The organism is Pseudomonas sp. PDM14 (assembly GCF_014851905.1).
Lineage (GTDB): Bacteria > Pseudomonadota > Gammaproteobacteria > Pseudomonadales > Pseudomonadaceae > Aquipseudomonas.
This window is the reverse complement of record NZ_JACVAQ010000001.1, coordinates 232,936-254,898: the sequence shown is the minus strand read 5'-3', so window position 1 is coordinate 254,898 and position 21,963 is coordinate 232,936. Positions and strand designations below refer to the sequence as shown.

Sequence of the window (21,963 nt, the reverse complement as noted above, 5' to 3'; positions counted from 1 at the left end):
CCGTAGGGTGCTCCGTGCGCACCACTTTGATGGTTCCCACGCTCCGCGTGGTAGCCCCTCGCGTGACGCTCCGCGTCACAGAGTTGCCGGCTGCGCAAAGCTGCGGGTGGACGCTGGAGCGTCGAGGGCTGCATTCCCACGCTCCGCGTGGGAACGATCAAAACCTACTCCACGCGGTGTATGGGCTTTGCTGATGGTTTGCTGATGGTTCCCACGCTCCGCGTTGATGGTTCCCACGCTCCGCGTGGTAACCCCTTGCGTGACGCTCCGCGTCACAGAGTTGCCGGCTGCGCAAAGCTGCGGGTGGACGCTGGAGCGTCGAGAGCTGCATTCCCACGCGGAGCGTGGGAACGATCAATCATCAATCAATCTAGGGATAGCGGCGGGGTCAGGCTTTGGCTTTGACCAGCAGAATCAGTGCAATCCCGCCCAGCACCGCCACCGAGGCGATCAGCAGGCGCAGGCTCAGTTGTTCGCCGAGCAGCAAGGCGCCGGCGACGGCGGCGATGATCGGTACGCTGAGCTGCACGCTGGCGGCCTGCATGGCACGCAGGTGTGGCAGGGCGGTGTACCAGATGGCGTAGCCGATGCCCGAGGCGAGGGCGCCGGAGAGCAGCGCGTAGAACGCGCCGAGACGGTCCCATTGCAGATGCGGGTAGTAGAGCAGGCACAGCGGCAGCAGGGCCGGCAGGCTGCGCAGGAAATTGCCAGCGGTGGCCGCCAGCGGGTCGCTGTTGCCACGGCCGAGCAACGAGTAGAAGGCCCAGGCCACGCCGGCCAGCAGCATCATCCCGGCGGCCTGCGGTTGTGGTGCGCTGGCGCCGGGCAGGAGCAACAGCAGCAGGCCGCCTATGGCGCAAAGCAGGCCGACGATCTGCAACGCGCGCAGGCGTTCACCGTGCAGCCAGCCGTAGCCGATCATGCTCGCCTGCACCGCGCCGAACAGCACCAGCGCGCCGGTGCCGGCGTCGAGTTCGACATAGGCGAAGGAGAACCCAGCGGCGTAGCCGAACAGCGCCAGCGCCGAGCGCCAGTCGCCCTGCACGCGACCCTTGCCGCGCAGCATGACCAGCAGGCACAGCACCAGGGCGCCAGATACCAGACGTATAGCGGTAAAGCTGGCGGGGTCGAGCTCGCTGTCGCGCAGGGCCACGCGACACAGCAGCGAGTTGCCGGCGAAGGCGAGCATCGCCAGCGCCGTGAGCAGGATGACGCGCAGCATCAGCGACGCAGGTACGCAGCGAAGTCGATGTCGCCGGCCGACAGGATGGCCTGCACGCGATTGTGCACGTTGAGCTTGCGCAGGATTGCCGAGACGTGGGCCTTGACCGTGGTTTCGGCAATGTCGAGGTTATAGGCGATCTGCTTGTTCGATTCGCCCTTGGTCATGCGCTCCAGCACCAGCAGTTGCTTGCGGGTCAGCGCCTGCAGCAGTTCTGGTGGAATGCTCGGTTCGTTCTGCGTGCGCCGGGTGCTGCTCTTCTGCGTGCGGATGATGTCCGAGGGCAGGTAGACGTTGCCATTGAGGATCTGCTCGATGGCATCGGTCATCTGCGCCCGCGGCGAGGACTTGGTGATGAAACCGACGGCACCGTAGGTGATGGCCTGCAGGACAATCTGCTTGTCCTGCTCGGCGGAGACGATTACCACGGGGATGGTCGGCGCCTCGTTGCGCAGGTTGATCAGGCCGCCGAGGCCGTGCATGCCGGGCATGTTCAGGTCGAGCAGGATCAGGTCGAGGTCGTCGTGTTCCTGGGTCAGCACCAGGGCGCTGTCGAGGTCGGCAGTCTCGAGGATCTCGCTCTCCGGGAAGCCGTCACGGATGACGTTGTGGATCGCTTCGCGAAACAGCGGGTGATCGTCTGCAATCAGTATCTTGTACATGGCCTGTGGACCTCGTTCTTATGATTATCGTGCCGCACGCAGGGTATTGCTGGCAGGTGTTCAGGGCAGTGCTGCGGGCTGGGCCGGGTGCAGGGGCAGGCCGGCTTGCTGCCAGGCATCGATACCGTCACGGTACCAGTAGAGTGATGTGTAGCCCAGCGCGCGCGCGCGCTTGATGGCGTTCCAGGACAGCCAGCAGTCGGACTTGCAGTAGAACACCAGCGGGCGTTCCTTGCGCTGCCCGCTGACGCGCGCCAGGTTCGCCTCGAAATACTGTTGCCACTGCGGCTCCAGGCTGCCATCGCCGACGTTGGCCAGCCACAGGCTGCCCGGCAGGTTGGCGTGGGGCGGGGTGTCGGGGATGAAGCGCTGGTTCAGCCATTGCTGGCGGAACACATCGATCAGCACGGTCTGCGGCTGTTCGCGCAGCAGCTGTTGCAGGCTGGCGGTATCGAGGGTCCGTGCGCCGTCGGCGGTTGGCGGTGTGGGGCTGCGGTATTGCGTCTGGCGATAGCCGTCGGCGTTGAACAGGGCAGGTTCGGCAGCCGCCACGGTACCGCTCAGCAGGCACAGGCCGAGCAGGGTGGAGCGGGTGAGGCAGATGATCGACTTCCGCATGAGCTGATTCCCGGGTCGATTTTATTAAAAGAGTCCGCTCGGCCACGCTGCACGCCAGAGGGCGGTGGTGCGGGTTGGCAGGCTATAGGCCATTAGAGCCACAAGGCCTGCCCGCTGGAAATGCTACGTTCGTGAGGGAAAACTACGACCAAAGTACTGGTTTTATGGCGCCGACCCTCACGGGGCCGAGCGGCGCACAGCGGCGTGTTGCGGGTTGAAGGTGAGCACCGCCAGGGCGCTGCACAGCAGCGTCAGGCCCAGGCATACCAGCAGCGCGAGCAGGTTGAGGCGCTCGTACAGGGCGAAGCGCACCAGTTCCACGGCATGACTGAACGGGTTGATTGCGCTGAGCCAGTACAGCCATTCGCTGGCTTCGCGCATCTGTCGCAGCGGGTAGAGCGCCGAAGAGAGGAAGAACAGCGGGAAGATGACGAAATTCATCACCCCGGCGAAGTTCTCCAGCTGGCGGATGTGATTGGACAGCAGCAGGCCGAGGGCGCTGAGCAGCAGTGCCGCCAATAGCAGCGCCGGCAACGCGGCGAGCAGGCCCAGCGCTGGTGGTTGCACGCCATACAGCCAGGCGATAGCGAGGAAGGCGTAGACCTGCAGCAGCGAGACCATCGCCGTGGCCAGCAGCTTGCTGGCGAGCAGGAAGGCGCGCGGCAGCGGGCTGGTCAGCAGCACGCGCATGCTACCCATCTCGCGGTCGTAGACCATCGACAGCGAACTCTGCATGCCGTTGAACAGCAGGATCATGCAGGCCAGGCCGGGTACCGCGTAGGTCTCGTAGTTCACCGCGCCGACGTAGGGTTCCAGCGCCTCGATGTGCAGTGCGCTGCGAAAGCCGGCGGCGAACACCACCAGCCACAGCAGCGGGCGCACCAGGGCGCTGAAGAAGCGCGAGCGCTGCTGGATGAAGCGCAGCCACTCGCGCCAGGCCACGCCGCAGAAGCAGGCCCAGTAGGCGCTCATGCCGTCGCCTCGGCGGTCAGCTGGGTGAAGGCCTGGGCCAGGCTGCCCTGGCCGTGACGGGCGCTGATCGCCGCGGCGCGGTCCTGGGCGACCAGTTGGCCGCGGTGAAGGATGAGCAGGGCGTCGTCGTCCTGTACTTCGTCGAACAGGTGAGTGGTCCACAGCACGCTGAGCTGCTGTTCGGCGCACAGCTGGCGCACGTGCGCGCCGAGTGCCTGGCGACTGGCCGGGTCGAGGCCGGCGCTGGCTTCGTCGAGCAGCAGCAGGCGCGGCCGATGCAGCAGCGCACGGGCGATCTCGACGCGTCGGCGGTGGCCGCCATTGAGCAGGCGCACCTTGTCGTGGCGGCGTTCGCCGAGCTGCTGGCGTTGCAGCTCTTCCTCGATGCGCTGGCTGGCCAGGGCACGCGGCAGGCCGTGCAGGGCGGCGTGGTAATGCAGGTTCTGCTGCACCGAGAGGTCGAGGTCCAGGGTGCTCTGCTGGAACACCACACCGAGCTGGGCCAGGGCCTGACGCGGCGCATGGCGCAGGTCATGCCCACCGATGCGGATCTGCCCCTGCTGCACGCCGTACAGGCAGGTGAGCAGGGCGATCAGGGTCGATTTGCCGGCGCCGTTGGGGCCGAGCAGGGCGGTGAACTGGCCGGGGGCGCAGCGAAAACTGAGTTGCTGCAGCGCTTGGCGCTCGCCGTAGGCGAAGCCCAGGTCCTGCACTTCCAGGCTGCTCATCGACTGTCCTGCGCGGCGAGGCGCTGGCGCCAGTAGGCTGCCTGGGCGGCGTCGAGCTGTTCGGCCCGCACCAGCAGGTCGGCGGCACGCGCCGGTTGGTCGTCGCGGTAGAGGTGGCTCAGGCGCAGCATCGAATAGATGTCGTTCCATTTCGCCACGCACTGCTCATAGGCGCTGATGGCGGCGGGCGAGTTGCCACGCTGCAGTTGCCAGTCGCCGTCCAGGCAGTTCAGGCGCTTGCTGCTGACCAGGTAGGCATCGCGCAGCGGGTCGCCGGGTGGCGGGGCGAACATCAGGCCGCTACCCAGGCTCACCGGCAGCAGCGCGAGCAGCAGTTTCATGCCGTGGGCCCGGCGTGTGCCGCCGCTGGCGCAGCCTGCAGGTCGGTCGCCACCAGGCTGGCGCAGCACAGGGCGCCGAAGCAGAACAGAACGTAGACGGCGTAGCGGGTCATGGCTGGCGTCCCGAGGTTTCTTGGAATCTGTTTAGGGCTTGTGAGCGGGCACAGACGGAAACTGCGCCAGCGTCCTCAGCATAGGAAGGCGCCAGAGTCGGGGAAATATGCAGAAAGTACCAGTGCCCTCGTACCAAGGTAGTAGAGGGTCACCAGGCCCACGGCACTAGCATGAGCGCATGCGGAACCAAAACAAGAGGTGTGCGCCATGACCACGCTCAAGACCCTGATTCTCAACCTGCTGCTGATCGCCAGCCTGATCGGTTTCGACCGCCTGCTGACCGTTGCCGACGGCACCCCGGTTACGGCGCAGCCCGTCAGTGAGGCGCATCACGGCCAGGCGTTGCCGGTCTGCGTCGCCGCGCGCTGCGCGGACGCCACGCTACTGGTGATCGACACGGCGCCCGGGCCGGTCTACGCGACCCTGGTCGATGACGCGACGCAGCTCAACTGAAATCGCGCCATGCCCAACGTCCGCTGTCTCGACACCCGTGCCGCACCTGCATACCCGGACCTGCGCAACGCGCCGGAAACAGTGCACCAGCAGCTGCAGCGCAGCGAGGCGCGCAATGCCGCGCTGCAACGGCAGCTGAACCAACTGCGGCGTGCCGAGCGTACACGCCTGGCGCAGCTGGTTCACGATGACCTCGGCCAGTACCTGGTAGCCATCCGCGCGCAACTCGCCGTGCTCGCGCTCGTCGGCGAGGCGCCGATGCAGCCGAACGTTGCGGCACTGGCGCAGAACTGCCAGGCGCTGCAGGAGGGCTTCCGGCGCGTGCTCGATGGCCTGCCTGGTGAGCCGGAACGCCTACAACCGATGCTGCAGGCGCTTGCCTCGCGCTGGCAGCGTGATCATGGCTTGCGCTGTGTTCTGCATGTTCCGTTCAGCCTGTCGGCGTTGCGACCCGAAGCGGTTCGCGCGATCCGCCTGCTGCTGCAGGAAGCGCTGAGCAATGTGGCCCGGCACGCCGTGGCCAGCCAGGTGCGTCTCCGCCTGCGATGGCGCAGTGGGCGGTTGATGTTCGTGCTCAGTGACAACGGCCGCGGCGGTGCCGGCGACAGCGCCGGCCTGGGTTTGCAATCGATGATGCGCCGCGCAAGCGAACTCGGTGGCGAGCTGCGAATCGCCCGCCGTCAGCGGCGCGGCTGGACCCTTCTACTGTGCCTGCCTGTGGAGAACCACCCATGAAGATTCTGCTGGTCGACGATCACGCCGTGGTCCGCCAGGGCTACGCCAGCCTGCTGCGCGCGGTGTTTCCCGAGGTGCAGGTAAGCGAGGCGGCGAGCGGCGAGGAGGCCCAGCAGCGGGTGCAGGAAAGCATCCCCAGCCTGGTCATCATGGACATCGGCTTGCCTGGTATCAGCGGCTTCGAGGCGACCCGACGCCTGCGCCAGCGCCTGCCGCAACTGCGTGTGCTGTTCTTCAGTCTGCATGACGAGCTGAGCCTGGTGCGCCAGGCGCTGGAGGCCGGCGCCACGGGGTACGTGAGCAAGAGCGCGAGCCCCGAAGTGTTGCTCGAGGCGGTGCGCTGGGTCACGGCCGGGCATGTCTACCTGGAGCAGCGCCTGGCCACGCAGATGGCCTGCAACCCGCACAAGGGCGAGGGGCACGACCCGCGCCTGCGCGACATGACCCAGCGTGAATTCGAGATTTTCGTGATGTTCGCCCGCGGCCTGCCGGCGCGGCAGATCGCCGAGAAGCTGTGCATCAGCAGCAAGACCGTGTCCAACCACATGACCCTGCTCAAGCAGAAGCTGCAAGTGGCATCGCAGGCCGAGCTGGTGCACCTGGCCATCGACACCGGCGTGCTGCGTACCGGCGAGCAGGGCGCACGGCTCAGCGCCTGAGCCCGAGCACCGACAACGGTGCTCGGCTCTGCATCAGGCGGCTAGACGAAGGCCTGGTCGGCGAAACCGCGCGGCAGGCGGCTGGTGCCGGGCAGGGCGGTGAGGCGCTGCTGCCAGGCACTGCGCCAGTCGTTCGCGGCGTTTTCCGCCTTGGCCTTGCGGGCGGCGCGGCGCGCTGCATTACGGGCGGTGCGCCGGGCTTCCTTGAACACTTCGGTATTGCGGCAGGTGCGGCATTTCACCCGGGCCAGTTCGCGGGTGGAGGTGAGGTTGGTGCCGTGATTGCCACAGGCCAGATGGCCGTCGACCTTGTAGTGCATGACCATGATGAATCTCCTGTATCGGTACAAGACCAGCGTCACCCGGTCTGCCTCAGGTCGATGCGGCGAGGGCCGCGTGCCTGCTGCAGGAGCCGAATGGGCTTCCTGGTGGAGTCGCATCAGCGAACGGATCACGCATCGCTGGCTGGCCGCTCGTGGACGGAGCGGTCAACCGCTAGCAGCCCTGGTTGGATCACCTGGCTGCGAGCAGGGGTGGCGACAGACAGCGCCTGTCGCCACCGCCAATGCGCGGTGAACGGGTGCGATCCCAGCATTAATTCGGACCCCTCACCAGGCGGGCGGTTCGATAACCCTGCTCGGCGCGCCGCTCCCGCCGCTGCTCAGCCTTTACTGGCGGATGCCGGGCTGAGCATGTCGATCAGGCGGACATCGAAGTCGCGGGCCAGATAGTCCATGCGCTGCTCGTGGAAGCGCTGCATGTGCGGCAGCGCGACGTGCTCGTCGAAGTGCGCCCTGGATTGCCAGACCTCGAAGAAGATGAACAGGCTCGGGTCCTGCGCGTCGCGCAGCATGTGGTACTCGATGCAGCCGGCTTCGGCCCGGCTGGGGGCGACGTAGGCGGCGAACAGTTCGGCGAACGCGGCGGATTTTTCCGGCTGGGTGTGGGCGTGGAGGATGAACGCGTAGGGCGTGCTCATGGGTAGTTTCCCGTGTCGGCTGGCAAAGGCTGCAGACTTTAAAGCAAGAGTAAATGCTTGATTGATGCTGTTTACTCAAATGTCATTTGCCCCGCTGCGGCTTTTTCCGCCTGCGCTCGCCCGTTACCGTGCGGCCCATCGATTCCCTGATGAGGCATTCCTCGATGAAAAAGATCCTTCTGCTCAACGGCGGCAAACAGTTCGCCCACTCCGCTGGCCGTTACAACGAAACCCTGCATGATGCCGCCATCGCCTTCCTCGACCGCGCCGGCTTCGATGTCCAGGCCACCTTCATCGACGGCGGTTACGACCTCGACGAAGAAGTGGCCAAGTTCCTCTGGGCCGACGTGGTGATCTGGCAGATGCCGGGCTGGTGGATGGGCGCGCCGTGGACCGTGAAGAAGTACATGGACGAGGTGTTCACTGCCGGCCACGGCAGCCTCTACGCCAACGATGGCCGTACGCGTTCCGATGCCTCGCAGAAGTACGGCAGCGGCGGTTTGCTGCAGGGCAGGCAGTACATGATCTCGGCCACCTGGAACGCCCCGCAGCAAGCCTTCGATGACCCCAGCGATTTCTTCGAGGGCAAGGGCGTGGATGCCGTGTACTTCCCGTTCCACAAGGCCAACCAGTTCCTCGGCATGAGCAGCCTGCCGACCTTCCTCGCGGTCGATGTGATGAAGCGTCCGGATATCGACGCCGACATCGCCCGCTACGAGGCGCACCTGAAGGCGGTGTTCGGGCTCTGACTGCAGCCGATCAGGGCTGCTGCAGCAACCGCTCCAGCGCCTCGCCGATGGCCGTCGGCTTGTCCGCGTGCTGATTGATCGCCGCACAGCTCTGCGCCAACGGGCGCTCGGTGCTGCTGCGGTCCGCCTGGCTGACGAATAGCTGCTCGCAATCGCAGCGCAGGCGCAGTTTCACCGCCTGGCTCTGCGCATCGCGCACCTCGGCAACCCAGCAGCTGTCGCCGCAGCCGCAGGAGCGGTAGGCAAGCACCTCCTGTGGGTTCTGCCAAGGCAGCTCGTATTCGCCGCTACCGGCAACGACCGAGGCGCCGTCTACCAGCAGGCCGGCAAGCAGCAGAGGGGAGATGAGGCGGCGAACTGGCATGGCGATGAAACCTCGGGGGGCAGCGCCCGATTCTGGCAGATATCGCTTCGCGCCAGCGTGCGCTAGCCGGCATGGCTGTTCGATGCGCTAGCATGCGCGCTTGAGTCGTCGCAGGAGCCTGTCATGCCCATCTCGCTGAACCGTCGTCATTTTCTGCACCTGGCTGGCGCCCTGTCGCTGCTGCCGGTGTATGGCGCGTGGGCGGGTGGAAAATCGGACACGCCTGCGACCTTGGCCGCATTGATGCGTATCGAGCAGGAGTTGGGCGGCCGCCTCGGCGTGTTCGTCCTCGACACCGGCAGTGGCGCGCAGCTGAGCTACCGCGGTGACGAGCGCTTTCCGCTGTGCAGTACCTTCAAGGTCGTACTGGCGGCGGCCATTCTGCAGCGCAGCATGCAGGACAGCACCCTGCTGCAGCGGCTTATTCGTTACCAGAAGAGCGACCTGATCAGCCATTCGCCGATCTGCGCGCAGCACCTGGACAGCGGCATGACCGTGGATGCGCTGTGCGCGGCGACCATCCAGTACAGCGACAACGCCGCGGCCAATCTGCTGATGAAGATTCTCGGCGGGCCACAAGCGGTGACCGCATTCGCCCGTTCGATTGGCGACCGCACGTTCCGCCTGGAGCGCTGGGAGACCGAGCTGAACAGCGCCATCCCTGGCGACCCGCGCGACACCACCACGCCGGTCGCGATGGTCCGGACCCTGCAACGCACGGTGCTCGGCGAGGCGTTGAATGCCGCCCAGCGCCAACGTCTGTAAACCTGGCTGCTGGGCAATACCACCGGCGGTGCGCGCATCCGTGCCGGGGTGCCGGCGCCGTGGCGGGTGGGCGACAAGACCGGCACTGGCGCTTATGGCACGGCGCATGATGTGGCCGTGCTCTGGCGCCCGCAGCAGGCACCGCTGGTGTTGGCGATCTACACCTATCACGACGACGCGCAGGCGCCGGCGAACAACGCGGCGATTGCCCGTGCCGCGCGCGCCGTGGCGCACTGGCAGGGCTGAGCGGCAGGCAATAAAAAAGGCACCGCAGGGTGCCTTTTTTGTGCGCCGCGCGAATCACATCCGCGCTTGCGGGTAACGCTGCTCGCACTCGAACGAGCCGTTACGCCCGTAGATCTTCACCAGTGCCGTCTTGCCATCCATGTAGCGCGGCAGGAAACCGAGCATGTCTTCCTTGGAGGGCATGACCTTGGTCGCTTCCGTCGACCCTGCCCGACGCAGTTCCCAACCGATTTCCGATGCGCAGATCTGATAGCTGTCCATAGTCGCTCCTTGGGTGGTCTGCTGATCAGGCAGACTGGGAATACTGGCGGGTCTTGGCGTTGTCCAGCTTGCGCCGCGCCACCAGGGTTTTCGATGCGGTTTCGTGAATCGGGCCACCCGTGAAGGTCGGCAGCTTGTTGCGGATCCATTGGCTGCCTTCGCCGTGGAAGCGAATTTCGCCGGCAGCCAGCTTGATGTCGCGTTGCACTTCGCGGATCAGGTCACGCATGGCGCGTTCGCAGAAAATGGCCGCGCTGTCGATGGCCTTGTTCAGTGCTGGCAGTTCACCCCGGCGCATGGTCAACAGCAGGGTGCCGTCCGGGCGCGGTTTGATTTTCACGTCGTAGTCAGGGAAGGAGTCGAAGAATTCCTTGATGGCGATTTTCATGCTGCACACCTTGTTATTGGATGGGGTGTTATCGGGTTGTGCAGAGGCTATTGCACGGCCTGTGCCAGCTTTTGAAAATCGCTGAAAGCCACGGTTTACGGGGTTTCCAGCCGTCTCTTGCAGAGGCGCTGGTTGCAAACTGCACGATGACGTTTTTTATGCCCGTGCAAACTGCAATCAGGGCAAATGGCCACCTTTACGCAGGGGTGGCGATGTCTTTTTCACCGGAGCCCAGCAGACCAAACACCTCGAACTGTTTGCCGACACGGCCAGTCCTCTTACTGAGGGCGCGGCGCACTGTACGCCGTGCTTCAACCGCCTATGAGGATGAGAAATGAACGCGATCGACCTGTTGAAGAAAGACCATGAAACGGTCAAAGGCCTGCTCGAACGACTGAGCAGCACCACCGAGCGCGGCGTAAAAACTCGCGTCGAACTGCTGCACAAGATCGAGCAGGAGCTGATGGTGCACACCGACATCGAGGAAGAGATTTTCTACCCGGCCTACAAGGAAGCCGGCAAGAAGGAGCAGGCGGTGATGACCGCCGAAGCTAAAGAGGAGCACCGTACTGTGGATTCGCTGGTGCTGCCCGATCTGATCCACACCGATCCCGGCTCCATCGAGTTCTCCGGCCGGGTGAAAGTGCTTAAGGAACTGCTTGAGCACCACATCGAGGAAGAAGAGACGGAGATGTTCCCCGAGGCACGCCGTCTGCTCGGTGAGGAAAAACTCAAGGAACTGGGCAAGGCCATGGAGACCCGCAAGGCCCTGCTGAAAAAGGCCATGCTCGCCAAGGCGGCCTGACCTGCTGAGCCGCTGCGCCTTCGCGTAGCGGCTCGCTCCATCTCGCGGTGTTCTCTCGTTCGACCACGCTCAGTCGGCGTTCGGCCTACTGGCGGCCAGAATGTGCTCGGCCAGCGTCGCGGCCTGTGGGGTAAGCTGGGCAAATGACGGCGCGCACAGGTACAGCGTGCGCGTGGCCCAAGCGTCCTGCAGCGGCCAGGCCCGCAGCTGTGTCTGGAAGGCCGAGCGCTGCAGCGCCGCCTGCGGCAGGATTGCCACGCCGACGCCCCGGGCAACCAGCCCGCACATCGCCTCGAAACTGCTGACCCGCAGGCGCACGCTTAGCGGGCGGCCTGCCTTCAGCGCCTTGCCGGTGATATGCGCCTGCAGCGGATTGTCCGCGGCGAGGCCGACGAAGGCACGCTCCAGCAGCTCGTCGAAGCGCACCCGGTGCTGCGCGGAGACGGCGTCTTGGTCGCGCGAGCTGATCAGCAGCAGCGGATCGCTGCACAGCGGGCGTGCCTCCAGCCCGATCATGTCGGTGCTGTCGGCCAGCACGCCGAGTTCGGCCTGGCGCTTGTGCAGGGCGTCGACGATTGCGTGGCTGGGACGCTCCTCGATATCCAGGTCGATCTGCGGGTGTTGCAGCAGGTAGTCGCCGAGTACCTCGGGCAGGTGTTCGGCCAGCGCTGCGGTATTGCTCAGCAGACGCACGCGACCACGCAGGCCACTGGCGAAATTGCCCAGCTCATGGTTCATCATCTGCAACTGGTGCATCACCGCCTGGGCGTGATGGATCGCCGCGCGGCCGGCGGCGGTGGGCTGCACACCATGGCGCTGACGCTCGAACAGGGGAGCGCCGAGGCTGTCCTCCAGCGCCTTGATCCGCGCGCTGGCCGACGCCAGCGCCATGTGGCTGAGCTCGGCGCCGCGGGTGATGCTGCCGGCTTCGGCGATGGCGAGCAGCAGCTTGAGGTCAATCAGGTCGAATCGCATGGGCCACCCGTTGGCTTCGGTCAGGCCTGAGGCAGGGCTCGGCAGATACGGATTCTGCGCGCGGCCGGCGCCAGGCAAGCTGGGCGAAATTCTCGCAGGAATGCAGGCCCATGGTCGTGGCTTTTTCATTTGTGGTGTTCTTTTTCGCCGGCCTGGCCAAGGGTGTGCTGGGCATGGGCCTGCCGACCATCGCGATCGGCCTGCTGGTGCTGGCGATGACCCCCGGCGAGGCGTCGGCGCTGCTGCTGATTCCTTCGCTGATCACCAACCTCTGGCAGCTGCTGCGTGGCCCGGCGCTGCTGCCGTTGCTCACGCGCTTGTGGCCGATGCTGCTGGCGCTGACCCTGGGCACGCTGCTGACCACGCGCTGGCTGGTGCAGGCCCAGAATGCCTGGGTTGGCGTTGCGCTGGGTGTGTGCCTGGTGGTCTACGGCAGCATCGGCCTGCTGGCGTATCGCCCGCGCCTGCCGACACGCGGCGAAACGCTGCATTCCTCGCTGGCGGGCTTTCTCACCGGCGTGGTCACCGGCGCCACCGGCGTGTTCGTGATTCCGGCGGTGCCCTATCTGCAGGCCTTGGGTCTGCCACGTGACAGCCTGATCCAGGCGCTCGGGCTGTCGTTTACCGTCTCCACCCTGGCCCTGGGCGCGGGACTGTGGTGGTACGGCGGCCTCGAAGGCGCGGAGATGGGCTGGTCGTGGTTGATGTTGCTGCCCGCGCTGCTCGGCCTTGAGATCGGCCAGCGCCTGCGTCAGCGCCTGAGCGAAGCCAGTTTCCGGCGGCTGTTCTTCATCGGCCTGTTGCTGCTGGGCCTGCACGCGCTGCTGCGGGCGGCGCTCTAATCCCGCTTCAGCAGTGCCTGCAGGCGTAGTTTCACCATCGGCCATTCGCTGTCGATGATGCTGAAGCGCGCCGAGTTGCGTTTGCGCCCGTCGGGCATGATGCGTTCGTGGCGGACGAGGCCTTCCTCTACCGCACCGATGCGCAGGATGGCCGCGCGCGAGCGCTGGTTCAGCTGATCGGTGGTGAACTGCACGCGCACGCAGTGCAGCACCTCGAAGGCATGACACAGCAGCAGGTACTTGGCCTCGGTGTTGATCCCCGAACGCTGGGCCGATTGAGCGAGCCAGGTGTGGCCGATCTCCAGCTTGCGGTTGTCCGCGTCGATCTTCCAGAAACGCGTGCTGCCGACCACCTCGCCGCTGTTGCAAGCGACGATGGCGAAGGGCATCGCCGTGCCGGCTGCACGGCCGGCCAGGGCCTTGTTCAGGTAGGCATCGACGGTATCCGGGCCGGGGATCACCGTGAGGTTCATGTTCCACAACTCACCGTCGGCCGCGGCAGCCAGCAAGTCGGCGGCGTGCTCGCGTTGCAGCGGGCGCAGTTCGGCATGGGCGCCGGTGAGGGTGGGCTGTAGATCAGGCGCGTTCATCGTCGGTCCGGGATGGTGGCTGGGAGGTGACGATAACGCGAGCGCGCGCGGCAGCGTCAAGCGCGTCGGCGCCTCGTTGGCGCAACAGGCTCATGTGCGGCGGCGCAGCAGGAGGATGAAGAACAGCCCGCCGAGTGCCGCGGTGGCGATACCGATGGGCAGGTCTTCGGGGGCGATCAGGGTGCGTGCGGCGACATCCACCCAGACCAGGAACAGCGCGCCGAGCAGGGCGCTGATTGGCAGCAGGCGGCGGTGTTCGGCACCGACCAGGCGCCGCGCCATGTGCGGCACCATCAGGCCGACGAAGCCGATGGCGCCCGACAGCGACACCAGCACACCGGTCAGCAGTGCGGTGCAGACGAACACCTGCAGGCGCAGGCGCGGGCCGCTGAAGCCCAGGCTGACGGCGGTCTGTTCGCCACTCATCAGCGCATTGAGGCCGCGCGCCAGCACCAGCAGGGCGAGCAGGCCGAGCGCCACGCACAGCGCCGGCAGCCAGATCACCTGCCAGCGTGCCGACCCCAGGCCGCCGAGCATCCAGAACACCACCGAGCTGGCGGCATGGTGTTCGCCGGTGTAGAGCAGCAGGTTGACCAGGGCCATGAGCACGAATGACACCGCCACCCCGGCCAGCAGCAGGCGATCGCTTTCCAGGCGACCGCCGCGTCGGGCCACGGCGATCACCAGTAGCATGGCGCCGGCCGCGCCGATGAAGGCCGCCAGCGGCAGGCTGAACGCGCCGATGAATTCGCCCAGGTAGAGCACCACCAGCACCGCACCGAGCGCGGCGCCGGAGCTGACGCCGAGCAGGTGCGGGTCGGCCAGCGGGTTGCGCGTGACCGCCTGCAGCGCGCTGCCGACCAGGGCCAGGCCGGCGCCGACCAGGGCGCCGAGCAGCACCCGCGGCGCGCGGATCAGCCAGACGATGTGTTCCTGGCCCTTGCTCCACTGCCCGCGCGTCTGCAGCCCCAGCTGGTCGGCGACGATCGCCCAGACCTTGGCCTGCGGCACGGCCGCCGGACCGAATGCCAGTGCCGTGATGCAGGACACCAGCAGCGCGCCTAGCAGGCCGAGCAGCAACAGACGATAGGTGGCCGGGCTACGGATCGGCATCAGTACGACGCCTGCCCGAACAGCTGCGGGTGCAGGCTGGCGGCGATCTTCTCGATGGCCGTGGCGCTTTCCACCGAGGGGGTGACTTCGAGGTAGGACAGCACCAGGAAGCGCTGCTCGCGTACCGCCTGGATGTCCTGCAGCGCCGGGTGTTGCAGCAGAAGGTCACGCTTCTGCTGCCAGGTGCGTGGGCCGTAATCGACGATCAGGATCACCTCCGGGTCGCGCTCGACCACGCTTTCCCAGTTGACCTGGGTCCAGCTGGCGGCGATGTCGTCCATCACGTTGCGCCCGCCAGCGGCCTGGATCAGCGCCTCGGGCATGCCCAGGCGCCCGGAGGTGGTGGGGCGGTCCTCGCCGCTGTCGTAGAGGAACACGCGCGGCGTAGCGGTCTGGCTCGTCAGCCGTGCCTGCACGGTATCGATGCGCGTGCGCAGACCGGCGACCAGGGCTTCGGCCCGTACTTCCACGGAAAAGATGCGGCCGAGATTGAGCAGGTCGCGGTAGAGGTCGTCGAGGCTAGCCTGGCGCTGCGCCATGATCCGCGAACAGGATTCGCTCAGTTCGTAGACCGGGATGTCGAAAGGCGCCAGCGTGTCCGGGGTGACCGGGCCGCCGACGCGCATGCCGTAGTTCCAGCCGGCGAAGAGCAGGTCGGCATCGACGCCCAGCAGGGTTTCCATCGACGGGTAGCGGGCGGCCAGCTCCGGCAGGTCGCCGAGAGCGGTTTTCATCGCCGGGTCGAGGGTTTTCCAGCCGCTGATGCCGGTGTAGCCGACCATGCGCTCGCGCAGGCCGAGGGCGAGCAGCATGCCGGTCAGGCTGATGTCGTGGCTGACCGCGCGTTGCGGCGCCTTCGTAAAGGTCACGTCACGCTCGCAACTGCGCAGCGTCAGTGGATAGTCGCTGGCGATGGCCGGCAGGGCGAACAGGGCCAGCAGGGGAGCGATCAGGCAGCGCAGGTTCATGCTTGAGTGATCCAGGTGATGCGTGGGTACGCGTGAAGGGGATGGCGGTCGACCAGCGCCTGCACGCCGAACACGCGCTGGAGCAGCTCGGCGCTGAGGACCTCGTCCGGCGTGCCGCTGGCGACCAGTCGGCCGTCGGCGAGGACATACAGGCGGTCGCAGAACGCCGCCGCCAGGTTCAGGTCGTGGAAGCTCGCCAGCGTGCTCAGGCCCAGGCCGCGCAGGTGCTGCAGCAGCTCCAGCTGGTAGCGCGGGTCAAGGTGGTTGGTCGGCTCGTCGAGAATCAGCAACCCCGGCTGTTGCACCAGGGCGCGGGCCAGCAACACGCGCTGTTTCTCGCCGCCGGAGAGGGTGGCGAAGGCGTGCTCGGCGAGGCTGTCCAGGCCGAGGCGGCGTAACACCTGCGCGATCAGCTCGGCGTCTTCGAGGGTATCGCCGTCGAACAGACCTTTGTGAGGGGTGCGGCCCATGGCGACCACGTCGCGCACGCTGAGGCCGAACTCCTGGGGAAACTCCTGCAGCACCACGGCGATACGCTGTGCGCTCCAGCGCGGGCTCTGTCGCCAGAGGTCGTGATCATCCAGCCGCACCTGGCCGCTGGCCGGTTGGCTGAAGCGGTAGGCACAGCGCAGCAGGCTGGTCTTGCCGCTGCCGTTGGGGCCGATCAGGCCGACGAACTCGCCCTGGGCGACATGCAGGTCGATGTCGCGCAGCAGCCAGCGGTGGGTGTCGGTGGCCCAGGCCAGGTGGTCGAGGTGCAGGGTGGACATGGTCAGTTCGCGGGTTCATCAGGTGAAGGCGCCACAGGCGGTATCTGCCATGAATGCGGCGCCCTGGTGCGCCTGCGCATCGAGCGCAGGCGCCTGGTTTAGAAGCGGTAGTCGGCCGTGACGAAGAACGAGCGCGGATCGCCCAGGTACCACTGCGCCCCGTTGTTGCTCGAGGTGCTGGCGTACTGGCGGTCGAACAGGTTGTTCAGTTGCAGGCCCAGCGTCACGTCCGGCTGCACGTGCCAGTCGAGGGTGGCGTCGACCACGGTGTAGCTCGGCAGCTCGCTGTCGTTGGCGTTGTCGGCGTAGCGCTTGTCGACGTAACGCACGCCGGCACCAGCGGTGACGCGCTCGGCGAAGGCCTTGCTCAGCCACAGGTTGGCCGAGCGACGCGGCACGTTGGTCGGGCGGTTGCCCTGGTAGTCGTTGGCGCCGCTGGCGAACTCGTCGAACTCGGCACGCACGAAAGCGGCGTTGGCGGACAGCTGGATGGCGTACGGCAGGCTCAGCTCCAGGGTCGCCTCGATACCGTCCGAGGATTGCTGGCCGATCTGCTGTTGCACGGTCGGGTTGGCCGGGTCGGTGCTCAGCAGCTTCTTCTTGACGATGTGGTAGGCGGCCAGGGTCCACTCGCCACGGTCATCGAGAAACTGCTGCTTGATACCGATTTCATTCTGCTTGGCTTCGGTCAGATCCCATTGCTGCTGGCTGGCATTGAGGGTCAGCAGGTTGTTCACGCCCTCGGTGCTGGTAGCGTGCTGGCCATAGACGGAAAGGTCGTCGTTGACCGCGAACACCAGGCCGGCGCGCCAGTTGTTGCCGGTCAGGCTGCGGTCGCTGCGGATGTCGTTAGGGATATCGGTACGGTCCAGGTGCACCTGGTCGCGGCGCACGCCGGTGACCAGCGAGAGTTGCTCGGTGAGCTGGGTGCGGTTCTCCGCGAACAGCGAGAACTGCCGCGCCTGGCTGCCGTCGCGCGAACGGTACGGGTCGTTGCTGACGTAGCCACCACCGCCGGACTGGCCCAGCGGTACGCTGTCGCCGTAGGTGTTGCCGAAGTCGTGCTTGCGCACGAAGCGGATCGAGTTGTAGTCGGCGCCGACCACGGTACGGCTGTCGAGGCCGAACAGCGAATGCTCGAAGGTGAAGCTCTGGCGGTCGCCGAGCTGTTCCTGGGTGTGCTTGATGCTGATGAAGTCGCTGCGGTCTACCACGTCGCCGGGCTGCCAGGTATAGGTTTCCGCGTTGCGCCAGCGGCGCTGGGTCTTGAGGAAGTACAGCTGGTTGCTGGCGGTGATGTTGTCGCTGATGCGCCAGTCGGTGACCAGGCGGGTCGACTGGTCGTTGTAGTGCACGGTGGCGTTGTCGACGTTGTAGTTGTGCTCACGCAGGCTCTCGCGGTAGCGACCGTCTACCAGCGGGGTGCCGAAGTACTGCTGTGGCTGCAGGTCGCCGTAGTCGTGGGAGAAGGTGAAGCTGAGGTCGTCGCTGGCCTCCCAGCGCAGGGCGGCGCTGATCGCCAGGCTTTCCGAGTCGCCACGGTCGACCCAGCCGTTGCTGGCCTGCTGGTTGATGTTGAAGCGGTAGCTGAGGCTGTCGCTCAGCGAGCCGCCACTGTCGAGCGCGCCCTGGCGGCGGTCATCGGAGCCGTAGCCCAGGCGCAGGCGATTGCGGATCTCGCCTGCGAAGGGCTTCTTCGGCACCACGTTGACTACGGCGCCGGTGGCACCTTCGCCGTACAGCACCGAGGCCGGGCCGCGGAGGATGTCGATGCGCTCGACCGACCAGGTGTCGATCGGGAACGTCACGGTGCCCGCGCCGACGTACAGGCGGGTGCCGTCGAACAGCTGCATGGTCGAGCTGTGGCCGCTGAAACCGCGGGCCGACAGCGCCGTGCCGCCGTTGCCCGGCGAGCCGACGAAGGTGATGCCCGGCGAGCGGGTGACTGCGTCCTGCACGGTGGCGTTGTTGCGGCTCTGGATCTGCTCGGCGCCGATGCTGGTGACGCTGGCCGGGGTCTGCAGGGCGCTGAGGTTGAGGCGCGAGCCGGTGGTGGTCGGCGTGTGCAGGTCGGGTTGCTCGGGCTGGTCTACCGTCTCGGTGATGGCCGTGGAGGGCAGGGCCAGGGCCGTGTCGTCGTCTGCGGCGTGCAGCGGCAGGGCGAAGAGCAGGCAGGGTGCCAGGCTCGCGCGCAGGGCTTTGCCGGAAAGGGTTTTGCTAGGGGAGATACGGGACATGTCGTTCCACTCGAAACAGGAATGAATGAATCCCGGAGGGAACAACGCATAGGGAATCGCAGGCGCACGCGCCCACGGAAACCGGCCTGCGCCCGCCCACCGCGGGTTTGCCAAACAATGCTTCAGGCTGCGTGAAAACGGCGCGTACGAGCGCAGTGGTTTTCGCACAACCTGTTCAGGCCGGTCTCCGGGCTTGCGAGGGTCATGAACCATTCACCTTCCCATGCCGAGGCACAGTGGTCTGTCGAATGGTTCGCTCGCTTACCGTTGCGGGGGCAGCACCGGACTAGTCCCTAAGAACCTGTTCACGATCTTCTGAACTAGAGCCAAACGAGGCAAAAATGGCCGAGGAAGCGCAGTTTACGAACTGTAAATGAGCATTCCGAGGACGTTTTTAACGCTGTTTGGCCGACGGGCAGGAGATCGTGAACAGGTGCTAAGGACGCACCGGTTTCCCGTTTCACCCCAAGCACGGCGGCAGGGGGCACCTGAAACAGGCGCGCATCTGACCACCGATGATGAATCGAGTCAACGCGTTGAATTGTTAACGGTTTTGCCGAGACGCGAATTGCAGGCGCAGGAAAACGCGCGGCGAACAGTACGTTCGCCGCGTGCCATGCCGGTCAGTCAAGGGGAAGTGCGGTCAGTCGTCCGGCTCGCAGAAGCGGATACGGTTGCTGAACGGGTCGGTCACGGTCACCTGTTTGCCCCACGGCAGCGCTTCGATGCCGGGCTTCATGTAGGTGTAGTCCTTGCCGGCCAGTTCCTGCTGGAAGCGCTCGACGCCATGCATGGTGATGTAGGCGGTCGAGCCGGGGCTGGCGTCGCCGTGGTGACCGCTCAGGTGCAGGACCAGACCGGCGCGCGACACCTGGCAGTACAGCGGAAAGTTGTCGCCGAAGCGGTGTTCCCAGTCGAGGTTGAAGCCGAGGAAGTCGACATAGAATTCCCGCGCCTTGGCTTCATCGAAGATGCGGAAGATCGGCGCCGTCTGCGCGAAATGGATGCCATCGGCCTCGGCGCTGGCGAGCTTGGCCGCGAGGACGTTCCAGTTGGCGTAGCCGAGTTGGGCGGCGACCAGTTCCAGCGCCTGGCTGTGGCTGATGTCGATCTGCTGGTGCTTGAGGGTGTTTCTGAGTGCCTTGGCCATGGCCTTGGCGTCGGGGAGTTCGCGCATGCGTATCCATCCTTCTGCTGGCGAAAGTGCGGGTCAGTGCTCGCGTTGCTGAGGCGTTCGCCAATCGAGATGGAAAGGGGCGAAGTCGGGAAACGATGCTTTCACCAAACCCCGTAGGGTGCGAGCGGCAGGCAGCATCGGCCTTGGCTGGCGATGCTAACGGCAGGCGCCGCTCGGGGCAATGGTTACTTCTTGGCGGGTGCCGGGGCTGCCACTGGTGCTGGCGCGGAGACGGTCGGTGAGCTGAGGCGAAAACGCGCCAGCTCGGCCGGGCTGAGCACGCGCATCTGCCGCGGGTCGATACGGTTCATCTCCTCGATCAGGGTGCTTGGCACGTTCATCTCACGCAGGTAGGCCGCAGCGTTGTAGCGCACGCCGTTATAGCGCGCCTCGCCCTGGGCCGAATCTCCGTTGGCGTAGTACGGCCGGTGGATACCGACATGCCCGCGCACGGTCTTCTTGCGTCCGGCCGCCAGCAGGTAGACGCAGGTGCCCTGGCACACGCCGGTGGAGGGCACCAGGGTGTCGAAATCGGTTTCGCGCAGCAGGCGGCCCATGCGGATGGCTTCCGGCACGCTGCCACCGATGCTGTCGAGCATCACCACCTTCTGCGCGAAGGTGCCGGGGTTGGCCATGATGCCCTTCATCAGCACCTCGTAATCACCGGGGGCGATGTCCTCGGAGACCTTGGCCACCAGCATCGGGCCGATGCTCTTGTGCTGCACGGCCTCGATCTCGACCTTGGCCAGGACGGGGGCGGCGCTTGCCAACAGGACGGCGAGAAGGGCGGTACGAACGGCTGGCTGACTCATGGAGCGGGGGCTTTCCTGGCGGATCGGGCGAAGACGCAGACGATACCTGCATGCGCGCGGCGAATCGACCCTGAACGCGCCCGCGTTTTACCACTGGCTGACGCGCACCTCGCCACCGCCGGCCGCCTTGGCGCAGTACATGGCAGCGTCGGCACGGGTGATCAGGCCCTCGAAGGAGTGGCCGTCACGCGGATAGAAACTGATACCGACACTGATGTGCGTGGCGATCTGGTGTTCGTCGATGCGAAACAGGCGGTCGATGCTGGCGATCAGTTGCTGTGCCAGGGTGTCGGCGATGCTGGCCTGATCGAGGTTGCTGATGAGGATGGCGAACTCGTCGCCGCTCAGTCGCGCCACTACGTCGGAGCGGCGCACGGCGCGGCTCAGCCGCTCGGCGACGGCGACCAGCAGCTTGTCGCCGCAGGCGTGGCCGAGGGTGTCGTTGACGATCTTGAACTGGTCGAGGTCGATGAACATCACCGCCAACTGCTTGTGGTGCAGCGCTGCGTGCTGGATGGCCTGGTGCACCAGGTCGATGAACAGCGCGCGGTTGGGCAGGCCGGTGAGGTCATCGTGGTAGGCCAGCCTGCGCATTTCCGCGTGGTCTTCCTCGACCACCGCGAAGCTGTGCTGAATGGTGATGAAATGGGTGATGGTGCCACGGTCATCGAGCAGCGGTGTCACCACCTGATTGACCCGGCAACGGCTGCCATCCTTGCACAGGGCCTGCAGTTCACCGTGCCAGGGCTTGCCGGTGAGCAGCGTCTGCCACATGTCCTGGTAGCGCTCCTGGTGGATGCGCTCGGTTTCCTGGTGCATCGGGTTGTGCCCGATCATCTCGCTGTGCGCATAGCCACCCATGTCCAGGGCCGCCTGGTTGACCCAGACGATGGTGCCGGCGTGGTCGCTGATCAGAATGGCGTTGGTCGCGGACTCCAGTGCCTTGATCAGCAGGCTCTGGGCGACCGCTTTCATGCGGCCCAGCCCTGCGACACGCTCTTCAGGCTGATCAGGTCCTGGCCGCTCTCGTACAGCGTCTCGTAGTGATGCAGGCTGGAGCAGGCGGCGTAGACGTTGGTGACCGTGGCGCTGTCGTCGGGCGGGCTGCTGCGCCGGATGACACGAATGATGTTGCCGGATTCACGGGCAACCACGAAATAGGCGCAGAGCATGCTGGAACCTCGCGATGATCAGGTGGTGCGATGTCGTTCGAAGAAGCTCATGACCTGTTTTTCCGCGTCACTGCGTGTCATGTCGTAGCGGGTCTGTACCAGGCCGATGAGCTTCTGCGCATCGCCGCCGGATTTGATCAGCTCGTCGAGGGTCAGCTCGTCCCACACCACACGGGCGAGGCTGGCGAGCTGGCGCCAGTTGGCTTGGATGATGTCGGCAATTGGCCGGGCCATGGGTGACTCCTT

At 65.9% G+C, this 21,963-nt stretch carries 28 protein-coding genes, 1 pseudogene and 1 riboswitch; of the genes and pseudogenes, 7 read left to right on the top strand and 22 right to left on the bottom strand.

Annotation, left to right across the window (positions count from 1 at the left end):
• Nucleotides 1-388 precede the first annotated feature (388 nt).
• The 6 genes from IB229_RS01060 to IB229_RS01035 form a co-directional block, all read right to left on the bottom strand.
• Nucleotides 389-1,222 carry a DMT family transporter gene (locus tag IB229_RS01060; protein ID WP_412547763.1) on the bottom strand — a complete coding sequence of 278 codons (834 nt, stop codon included), beginning with the start codon at nucleotides 1,220-1,222 and terminating at the stop codon, nucleotides 389-391.
• Nucleotides 1,222-1,884, bottom strand: a complete 663-nt coding sequence (locus tag IB229_RS01055) for a response regulator transcription factor (protein ID WP_192324096.1) — start codon at nucleotides 1,882-1,884, stop codon at nucleotides 1,222-1,224. The genes IB229_RS01060 and IB229_RS01055 overlap by 1 nt, the downstream gene beginning before the upstream one ends.
• A 60-nt stretch (nucleotides 1,885-1,944) precedes the next feature.
• Nucleotides 1,945-2,502, bottom strand: coding sequence for a PQQ-dependent catabolism-associated CXXCW motif protein (locus IB229_RS01050; RefSeq protein WP_192324094.1), 558 nt, complete (start codon nucleotides 2,500-2,502; stop codon nucleotides 1,945-1,947).
• A 177-nt stretch (nucleotides 2,503-2,679) separates the two neighbouring features.
• Entirely contained in the window at nucleotides 2,680-3,474 is a 795-nt protein-coding gene (locus IB229_RS01045) for an ABC transporter permease (RefSeq protein WP_192324073.1), read from the bottom strand.
• Nucleotides 3,471-4,202, bottom strand: a complete 732-nt coding sequence (locus tag IB229_RS01040) for an ABC transporter ATP-binding protein (protein ID WP_192324071.1) — start codon at nucleotides 4,200-4,202, stop codon at nucleotides 3,471-3,473. The genes IB229_RS01045 and IB229_RS01040 overlap by 4 nt, the downstream gene beginning before the upstream one ends.
• A complete protein-coding gene (locus IB229_RS01035) occupies nucleotides 4,199-4,543 on the bottom strand; it encodes a hypothetical protein (protein WP_192324069.1) in 345 nt (114 codons plus the stop codon). The genes IB229_RS01040 and IB229_RS01035 overlap by 4 nt, the downstream gene beginning before the upstream one ends.
• Before the next feature lie 321 nt (nucleotides 4,544-4,864).
• Between IB229_RS01035 and IB229_RS01030 the strand changes: the two genes are divergently transcribed.
• The 3 genes from IB229_RS01030 to IB229_RS01020 are packed head-to-tail and all read left to right on the top strand — an operon-like array spanning nucleotide 4,865 to nucleotide 6,504.
• A complete protein-coding gene (locus IB229_RS01030; RefSeq protein WP_192324067.1) occupies nucleotides 4,865-5,110 on the top strand; it encodes a hypothetical protein in 246 nt (81 codons plus the stop codon).
• A 9-nt stretch (nucleotides 5,111-5,119) separates the two neighbouring features.
• On the top strand, nucleotides 5,120-5,845 hold the full coding sequence (locus IB229_RS01025; protein WP_192324065.1) for a sensor histidine kinase: 726 nt from the start codon (nucleotides 5,120-5,122) through the stop codon (nucleotides 5,843-5,845).
• Nucleotides 5,842-6,504: a response regulator transcription factor gene (locus IB229_RS01020; protein ID WP_192324063.1), complete on the top strand. Its 663-nt coding sequence runs from the start codon at nucleotides 5,842-5,844 to the stop codon at nucleotides 6,502-6,504. Before IB229_RS01025 ends, IB229_RS01020 begins: the two co-directional genes overlap by 4 nt.
• Nucleotides 6,505-6,545: 41 nt before the next feature.
• Here the strand turns inward: IB229_RS01020 and IB229_RS01015 are convergent, their stop codons facing one another.
• On the bottom strand, nucleotides 6,546-6,830 hold the full coding sequence (locus IB229_RS01015; RefSeq protein WP_192324061.1) for a hypothetical protein: 285 nt from the start codon (nucleotides 6,828-6,830) through the stop codon (nucleotides 6,546-6,548).
• A 335-nt stretch (nucleotides 6,831-7,165) separates the two neighbouring features.
• Nucleotides 7,166-7,483, bottom strand: coding sequence for a putative quinol monooxygenase (locus IB229_RS01010; protein ID WP_192324059.1), 318 nt, complete (start codon nucleotides 7,481-7,483; stop codon nucleotides 7,166-7,168).
• Between the two features lie 164 nt (nucleotides 7,484-7,647).
• Here IB229_RS01010 and IB229_RS01005 point away from each other — a divergent pair, with 164 nt between their 5' ends.
• Nucleotides 7,648-8,232 carry an NAD(P)H-dependent oxidoreductase gene (locus tag IB229_RS01005; protein ID WP_192324057.1) on the top strand — a complete coding sequence of 195 codons (585 nt, stop codon included), beginning with the start codon at nucleotides 7,648-7,650 and terminating at the stop codon, nucleotides 8,230-8,232.
• A 10-nt stretch (nucleotides 8,233-8,242) separates the two neighbouring features.
• Here IB229_RS01005 and IB229_RS01000 read toward each other — a convergent pair whose 3' ends face one another.
• On the bottom strand, nucleotides 8,243-8,596 hold the full coding sequence (locus IB229_RS01000; protein ID WP_192324055.1) for a hypothetical protein: 354 nt from the start codon (nucleotides 8,594-8,596) through the stop codon (nucleotides 8,243-8,245).
• Between the two features lie 123 nt (nucleotides 8,597-8,719).
• Between IB229_RS01000 and bla the strand changes: the two are divergent.
• A pseudogene (gene bla, locus IB229_RS00995) lies at nucleotides 8,720-9,607 on the top strand (class A beta-lactamase).
• Between the two features lie 54 nt (nucleotides 9,608-9,661).
• Here the strand turns inward: bla and IB229_RS00990 are convergent.
• Nucleotides 9,662-9,868, bottom strand: a complete 207-nt coding sequence (locus IB229_RS00990; RefSeq protein WP_192324053.1) for a DUF2188 domain-containing protein — start codon at nucleotides 9,866-9,868, stop codon at nucleotides 9,662-9,664.
• Between the two features lie 25 nt (nucleotides 9,869-9,893).
• The gene (locus IB229_RS00985) at nucleotides 9,894-10,256 is read right to left on the bottom strand and encodes a DUF3509 domain-containing protein (protein WP_192324051.1); all 363 of its coding nucleotides are present in this window, start codon (nucleotides 10,254-10,256) and stop codon (nucleotides 9,894-9,896) included.
• Between the two features lie 334 nt (nucleotides 10,257-10,590).
• On the opposite strand from IB229_RS00985, the gene IB229_RS00980 reads away from it, so the two are divergent.
• Nucleotides 10,591-11,061, top strand: a complete 471-nt coding sequence (locus tag IB229_RS00980) for a hemerythrin domain-containing protein (RefSeq protein ID WP_192324049.1) — start codon at nucleotides 10,591-10,593, stop codon at nucleotides 11,059-11,061.
• A gap of 69 nt (nucleotides 11,062-11,130) precedes the next feature.
• Here the strand turns inward: IB229_RS00980 and IB229_RS00975 are convergent, their stop codons facing one another.
• Nucleotides 11,131-12,036: a LysR family transcriptional regulator gene (locus IB229_RS00975; RefSeq protein WP_192324047.1), complete on the bottom strand. Its 906-nt coding sequence runs from the start codon at nucleotides 12,034-12,036 to the stop codon at nucleotides 11,131-11,133.
• A 110-nt stretch (nucleotides 12,037-12,146) separates the two neighbouring features.
• Here IB229_RS00975 and IB229_RS00970 point away from each other — a divergent pair, with 110 nt between their 5' ends.
• A complete protein-coding gene (locus tag IB229_RS00970) occupies nucleotides 12,147-12,878 on the top strand; it encodes a sulfite exporter TauE/SafE family protein (RefSeq protein WP_192324045.1) in 732 nt (243 codons plus the stop codon).
• Here the strand turns inward: IB229_RS00970 and IB229_RS00965 are convergent.
• The 10 genes from IB229_RS00965 to IB229_RS00920 form a co-directional block, all read right to left on the bottom strand.
• On the bottom strand, nucleotides 12,875-13,468 hold the full coding sequence (locus tag IB229_RS00965) for a GNAT family N-acetyltransferase (RefSeq protein WP_192324043.1): 594 nt from the start codon (nucleotides 13,466-13,468) through the stop codon (nucleotides 12,875-12,877). The genes IB229_RS00970 and IB229_RS00965 overlap by 4 nt on opposite strands.
• 90 nt (nucleotides 13,469-13,558) lie before the next feature.
• Nucleotides 13,559-14,584, bottom strand: coding sequence for a FecCD family ABC transporter permease (locus IB229_RS00960; protein ID WP_225578975.1), 1,026 nt, complete (start codon nucleotides 14,582-14,584; stop codon nucleotides 13,559-13,561).
• Nucleotides 14,581-15,549, bottom strand: coding sequence for an ABC transporter substrate-binding protein (locus tag IB229_RS00955; RefSeq protein ID WP_192324039.1), 969 nt, complete (start codon nucleotides 15,547-15,549; stop codon nucleotides 14,581-14,583). Before IB229_RS00955 ends, IB229_RS00960 begins: the two co-directional genes overlap by 4 nt.
• Nucleotides 15,546-16,319, bottom strand: a complete 774-nt coding sequence (locus IB229_RS00950; protein WP_192324037.1) for an ABC transporter ATP-binding protein — start codon at nucleotides 16,317-16,319, stop codon at nucleotides 15,546-15,548. Before IB229_RS00950 ends, IB229_RS00955 begins: the two co-directional genes overlap by 4 nt.
• Before the next feature lie 98 nt (nucleotides 16,320-16,417).
• Complete coding sequence (locus IB229_RS00945; protein ID WP_192324035.1) at nucleotides 16,418-18,556, bottom strand: TonB-dependent receptor; 2,139 nt, start codon at nucleotides 18,554-18,556, stop codon at nucleotides 16,418-16,420.
• Nucleotides 18,557-18,716: 160 nt separating this feature from the next.
• Nucleotides 18,717-19,063: riboswitch (cobalamin riboswitch) on the bottom strand.
• A 136-nt stretch (nucleotides 19,064-19,199) separates the two neighbouring features.
• A complete protein-coding gene (locus IB229_RS00940; RefSeq protein ID WP_192324033.1) occupies nucleotides 19,200-19,733 on the bottom strand; it encodes a glyoxalase superfamily protein in 534 nt (177 codons plus the stop codon).
• A gap of 185 nt (nucleotides 19,734-19,918) precedes the next feature.
• A complete protein-coding gene (locus IB229_RS00935; RefSeq protein ID WP_192324031.1) occupies nucleotides 19,919-20,545 on the bottom strand; it encodes a hypothetical protein in 627 nt (208 codons plus the stop codon).
• 87 nt (nucleotides 20,546-20,632) lie between these two features.
• Entirely contained in the window at nucleotides 20,633-21,520 is an 888-nt protein-coding gene (locus IB229_RS00930) for a diguanylate cyclase domain-containing protein (RefSeq protein ID WP_192324029.1), read from the bottom strand.
• Complete coding sequence (locus IB229_RS00925; protein ID WP_192324020.1) at nucleotides 21,517-21,717, bottom strand: hypothetical protein; 201 nt, start codon at nucleotides 21,715-21,717, stop codon at nucleotides 21,517-21,519. Before IB229_RS00925 ends, IB229_RS00930 begins: the two co-directional genes overlap by 4 nt.
• 18 nt (nucleotides 21,718-21,735) lie before the next feature.
• Nucleotides 21,736-21,951, bottom strand: coding sequence for a general stress protein CsbD (locus IB229_RS00920; RefSeq protein ID WP_192324018.1), 216 nt, complete (start codon nucleotides 21,949-21,951; stop codon nucleotides 21,736-21,738).
• Between the last annotated feature and the right edge of the window lie 12 nt (nucleotides 21,952-21,963).

Excerpts from the sequence above, each read along its gene's own strand:
- IB229_RS01060 (WP_412547763.1), bottom strand. The coding sequence starts at position 1,222 with ATGCTGCGCGTCATCCTGCTCACGGCGCTGGCGATGCTCGCCTTCGCC.
- IB229_RS01055 (WP_192324096.1), bottom strand. The coding sequence starts at position 1,884 with ATGTACAAGATACTGATTGCAGACGATCACCCGCTGTTTCGCGAAGCG.
- IB229_RS01050 (WP_192324094.1), bottom strand. The coding sequence starts at position 2,502 with ATGCGGAAGTCGATCATCTGCCTCACCCGCTCCACCCTGCTCGGCCTG.
- IB229_RS01045 (WP_192324073.1), bottom strand. The coding sequence starts at position 3,474 with ATGAGCGCCTACTGGGCCTGCTTCTGCGGCGTGGCCTGGCGCGAGTGG.
- IB229_RS01040 (WP_192324071.1), bottom strand. The coding sequence starts at position 4,202 with ATGAGCAGCCTGGAAGTGCAGGACCTGGGCTTCGCCTACGGCGAGCGC.
- IB229_RS01035 (WP_192324069.1), bottom strand. The coding sequence starts at position 4,543 with ATGAAACTGCTGCTCGCGCTGCTGCCGGTGAGCCTGGGTAGCGGCCTG.
- IB229_RS01030 (WP_192324067.1), top strand. The coding sequence starts at position 4,865 with ATGACCACGCTCAAGACCCTGATTCTCAACCTGCTGCTGATCGCCAGC.
- IB229_RS01025 (WP_192324065.1), top strand. The coding sequence starts at position 5,120 with ATGCCCAACGTCCGCTGTCTCGACACCCGTGCCGCACCTGCATACCCG.
- IB229_RS01020 (WP_192324063.1), top strand. The coding sequence starts at position 5,842 with ATGAAGATTCTGCTGGTCGACGATCACGCCGTGGTCCGCCAGGGCTAC.
- IB229_RS01015 (WP_192324061.1), bottom strand. The coding sequence starts at position 6,830 with ATGGTCATGCACTACAAGGTCGACGGCCATCTGGCCTGTGGCAATCAC.
- IB229_RS01010 (WP_192324059.1), bottom strand. The coding sequence starts at position 7,483 with ATGAGCACGCCCTACGCGTTCATCCTCCACGCCCACACCCAGCCGGAA.
- IB229_RS01005 (WP_192324057.1), top strand. The coding sequence starts at position 7,648 with ATGAAAAAGATCCTTCTGCTCAACGGCGGCAAACAGTTCGCCCACTCC.
- IB229_RS01000 (WP_192324055.1), bottom strand. The coding sequence starts at position 8,596 with ATGCCAGTTCGCCGCCTCATCTCCCCTCTGCTGCTTGCCGGCCTGCTG.
- IB229_RS00990 (WP_192324053.1), bottom strand. The coding sequence starts at position 9,868 with ATGGACAGCTATCAGATCTGCGCATCGGAAATCGGTTGGGAACTGCGT.
- IB229_RS00985 (WP_192324051.1), bottom strand. The coding sequence starts at position 10,256 with ATGAAAATCGCCATCAAGGAATTCTTCGACTCCTTCCCTGACTACGAC.
- IB229_RS00980 (WP_192324049.1), top strand. The coding sequence starts at position 10,591 with ATGAACGCGATCGACCTGTTGAAGAAAGACCATGAAACGGTCAAAGGC.
- IB229_RS00975 (WP_192324047.1), bottom strand. The coding sequence starts at position 12,036 with ATGCGATTCGACCTGATTGACCTCAAGCTGCTGCTCGCCATCGCCGAA.
- IB229_RS00970 (WP_192324045.1), top strand. The coding sequence starts at position 12,147 with ATGGTCGTGGCTTTTTCATTTGTGGTGTTCTTTTTCGCCGGCCTGGCC.
- IB229_RS00965 (WP_192324043.1), bottom strand. The coding sequence starts at position 13,468 with ATGAACGCGCCTGATCTACAGCCCACCCTCACCGGCGCCCATGCCGAA.
- IB229_RS00955 (WP_192324039.1), bottom strand. The coding sequence starts at position 15,549 with ATGAACCTGCGCTGCCTGATCGCTCCCCTGCTGGCCCTGTTCGCCCTG.
- IB229_RS00950 (WP_192324037.1), bottom strand. The coding sequence starts at position 16,319 with ATGTCCACCCTGCACCTCGACCACCTGGCCTGGGCCACCGACACCCAC.
- IB229_RS00945 (WP_192324035.1), bottom strand. The coding sequence starts at position 18,556 with ATGTCCCGTATCTCCCCTAGCAAAACCCTTTCCGGCAAAGCCCTGCGC.
- IB229_RS00940 (WP_192324033.1), bottom strand. The coding sequence starts at position 19,733 with ATGCGCGAACTCCCCGACGCCAAGGCCATGGCCAAGGCACTCAGAAAC.
- IB229_RS00935 (WP_192324031.1), bottom strand. The coding sequence starts at position 20,545 with ATGAGTCAGCCAGCCGTTCGTACCGCCCTTCTCGCCGTCCTGTTGGCA.
- IB229_RS00930 (WP_192324029.1), bottom strand. The coding sequence starts at position 21,520 with ATGAAAGCGGTCGCCCAGAGCCTGCTGATCAAGGCACTGGAGTCCGCG.
- IB229_RS00925 (WP_192324020.1), bottom strand. The coding sequence starts at position 21,717 with ATGCTCTGCGCCTATTTCGTGGTTGCCCGTGAATCCGGCAACATCATT.
- IB229_RS00920 (WP_192324018.1), bottom strand. The coding sequence starts at position 21,951 with ATGGCCCGGCCAATTGCCGACATCATCCAAGCCAACTGGCGCCAGCTC.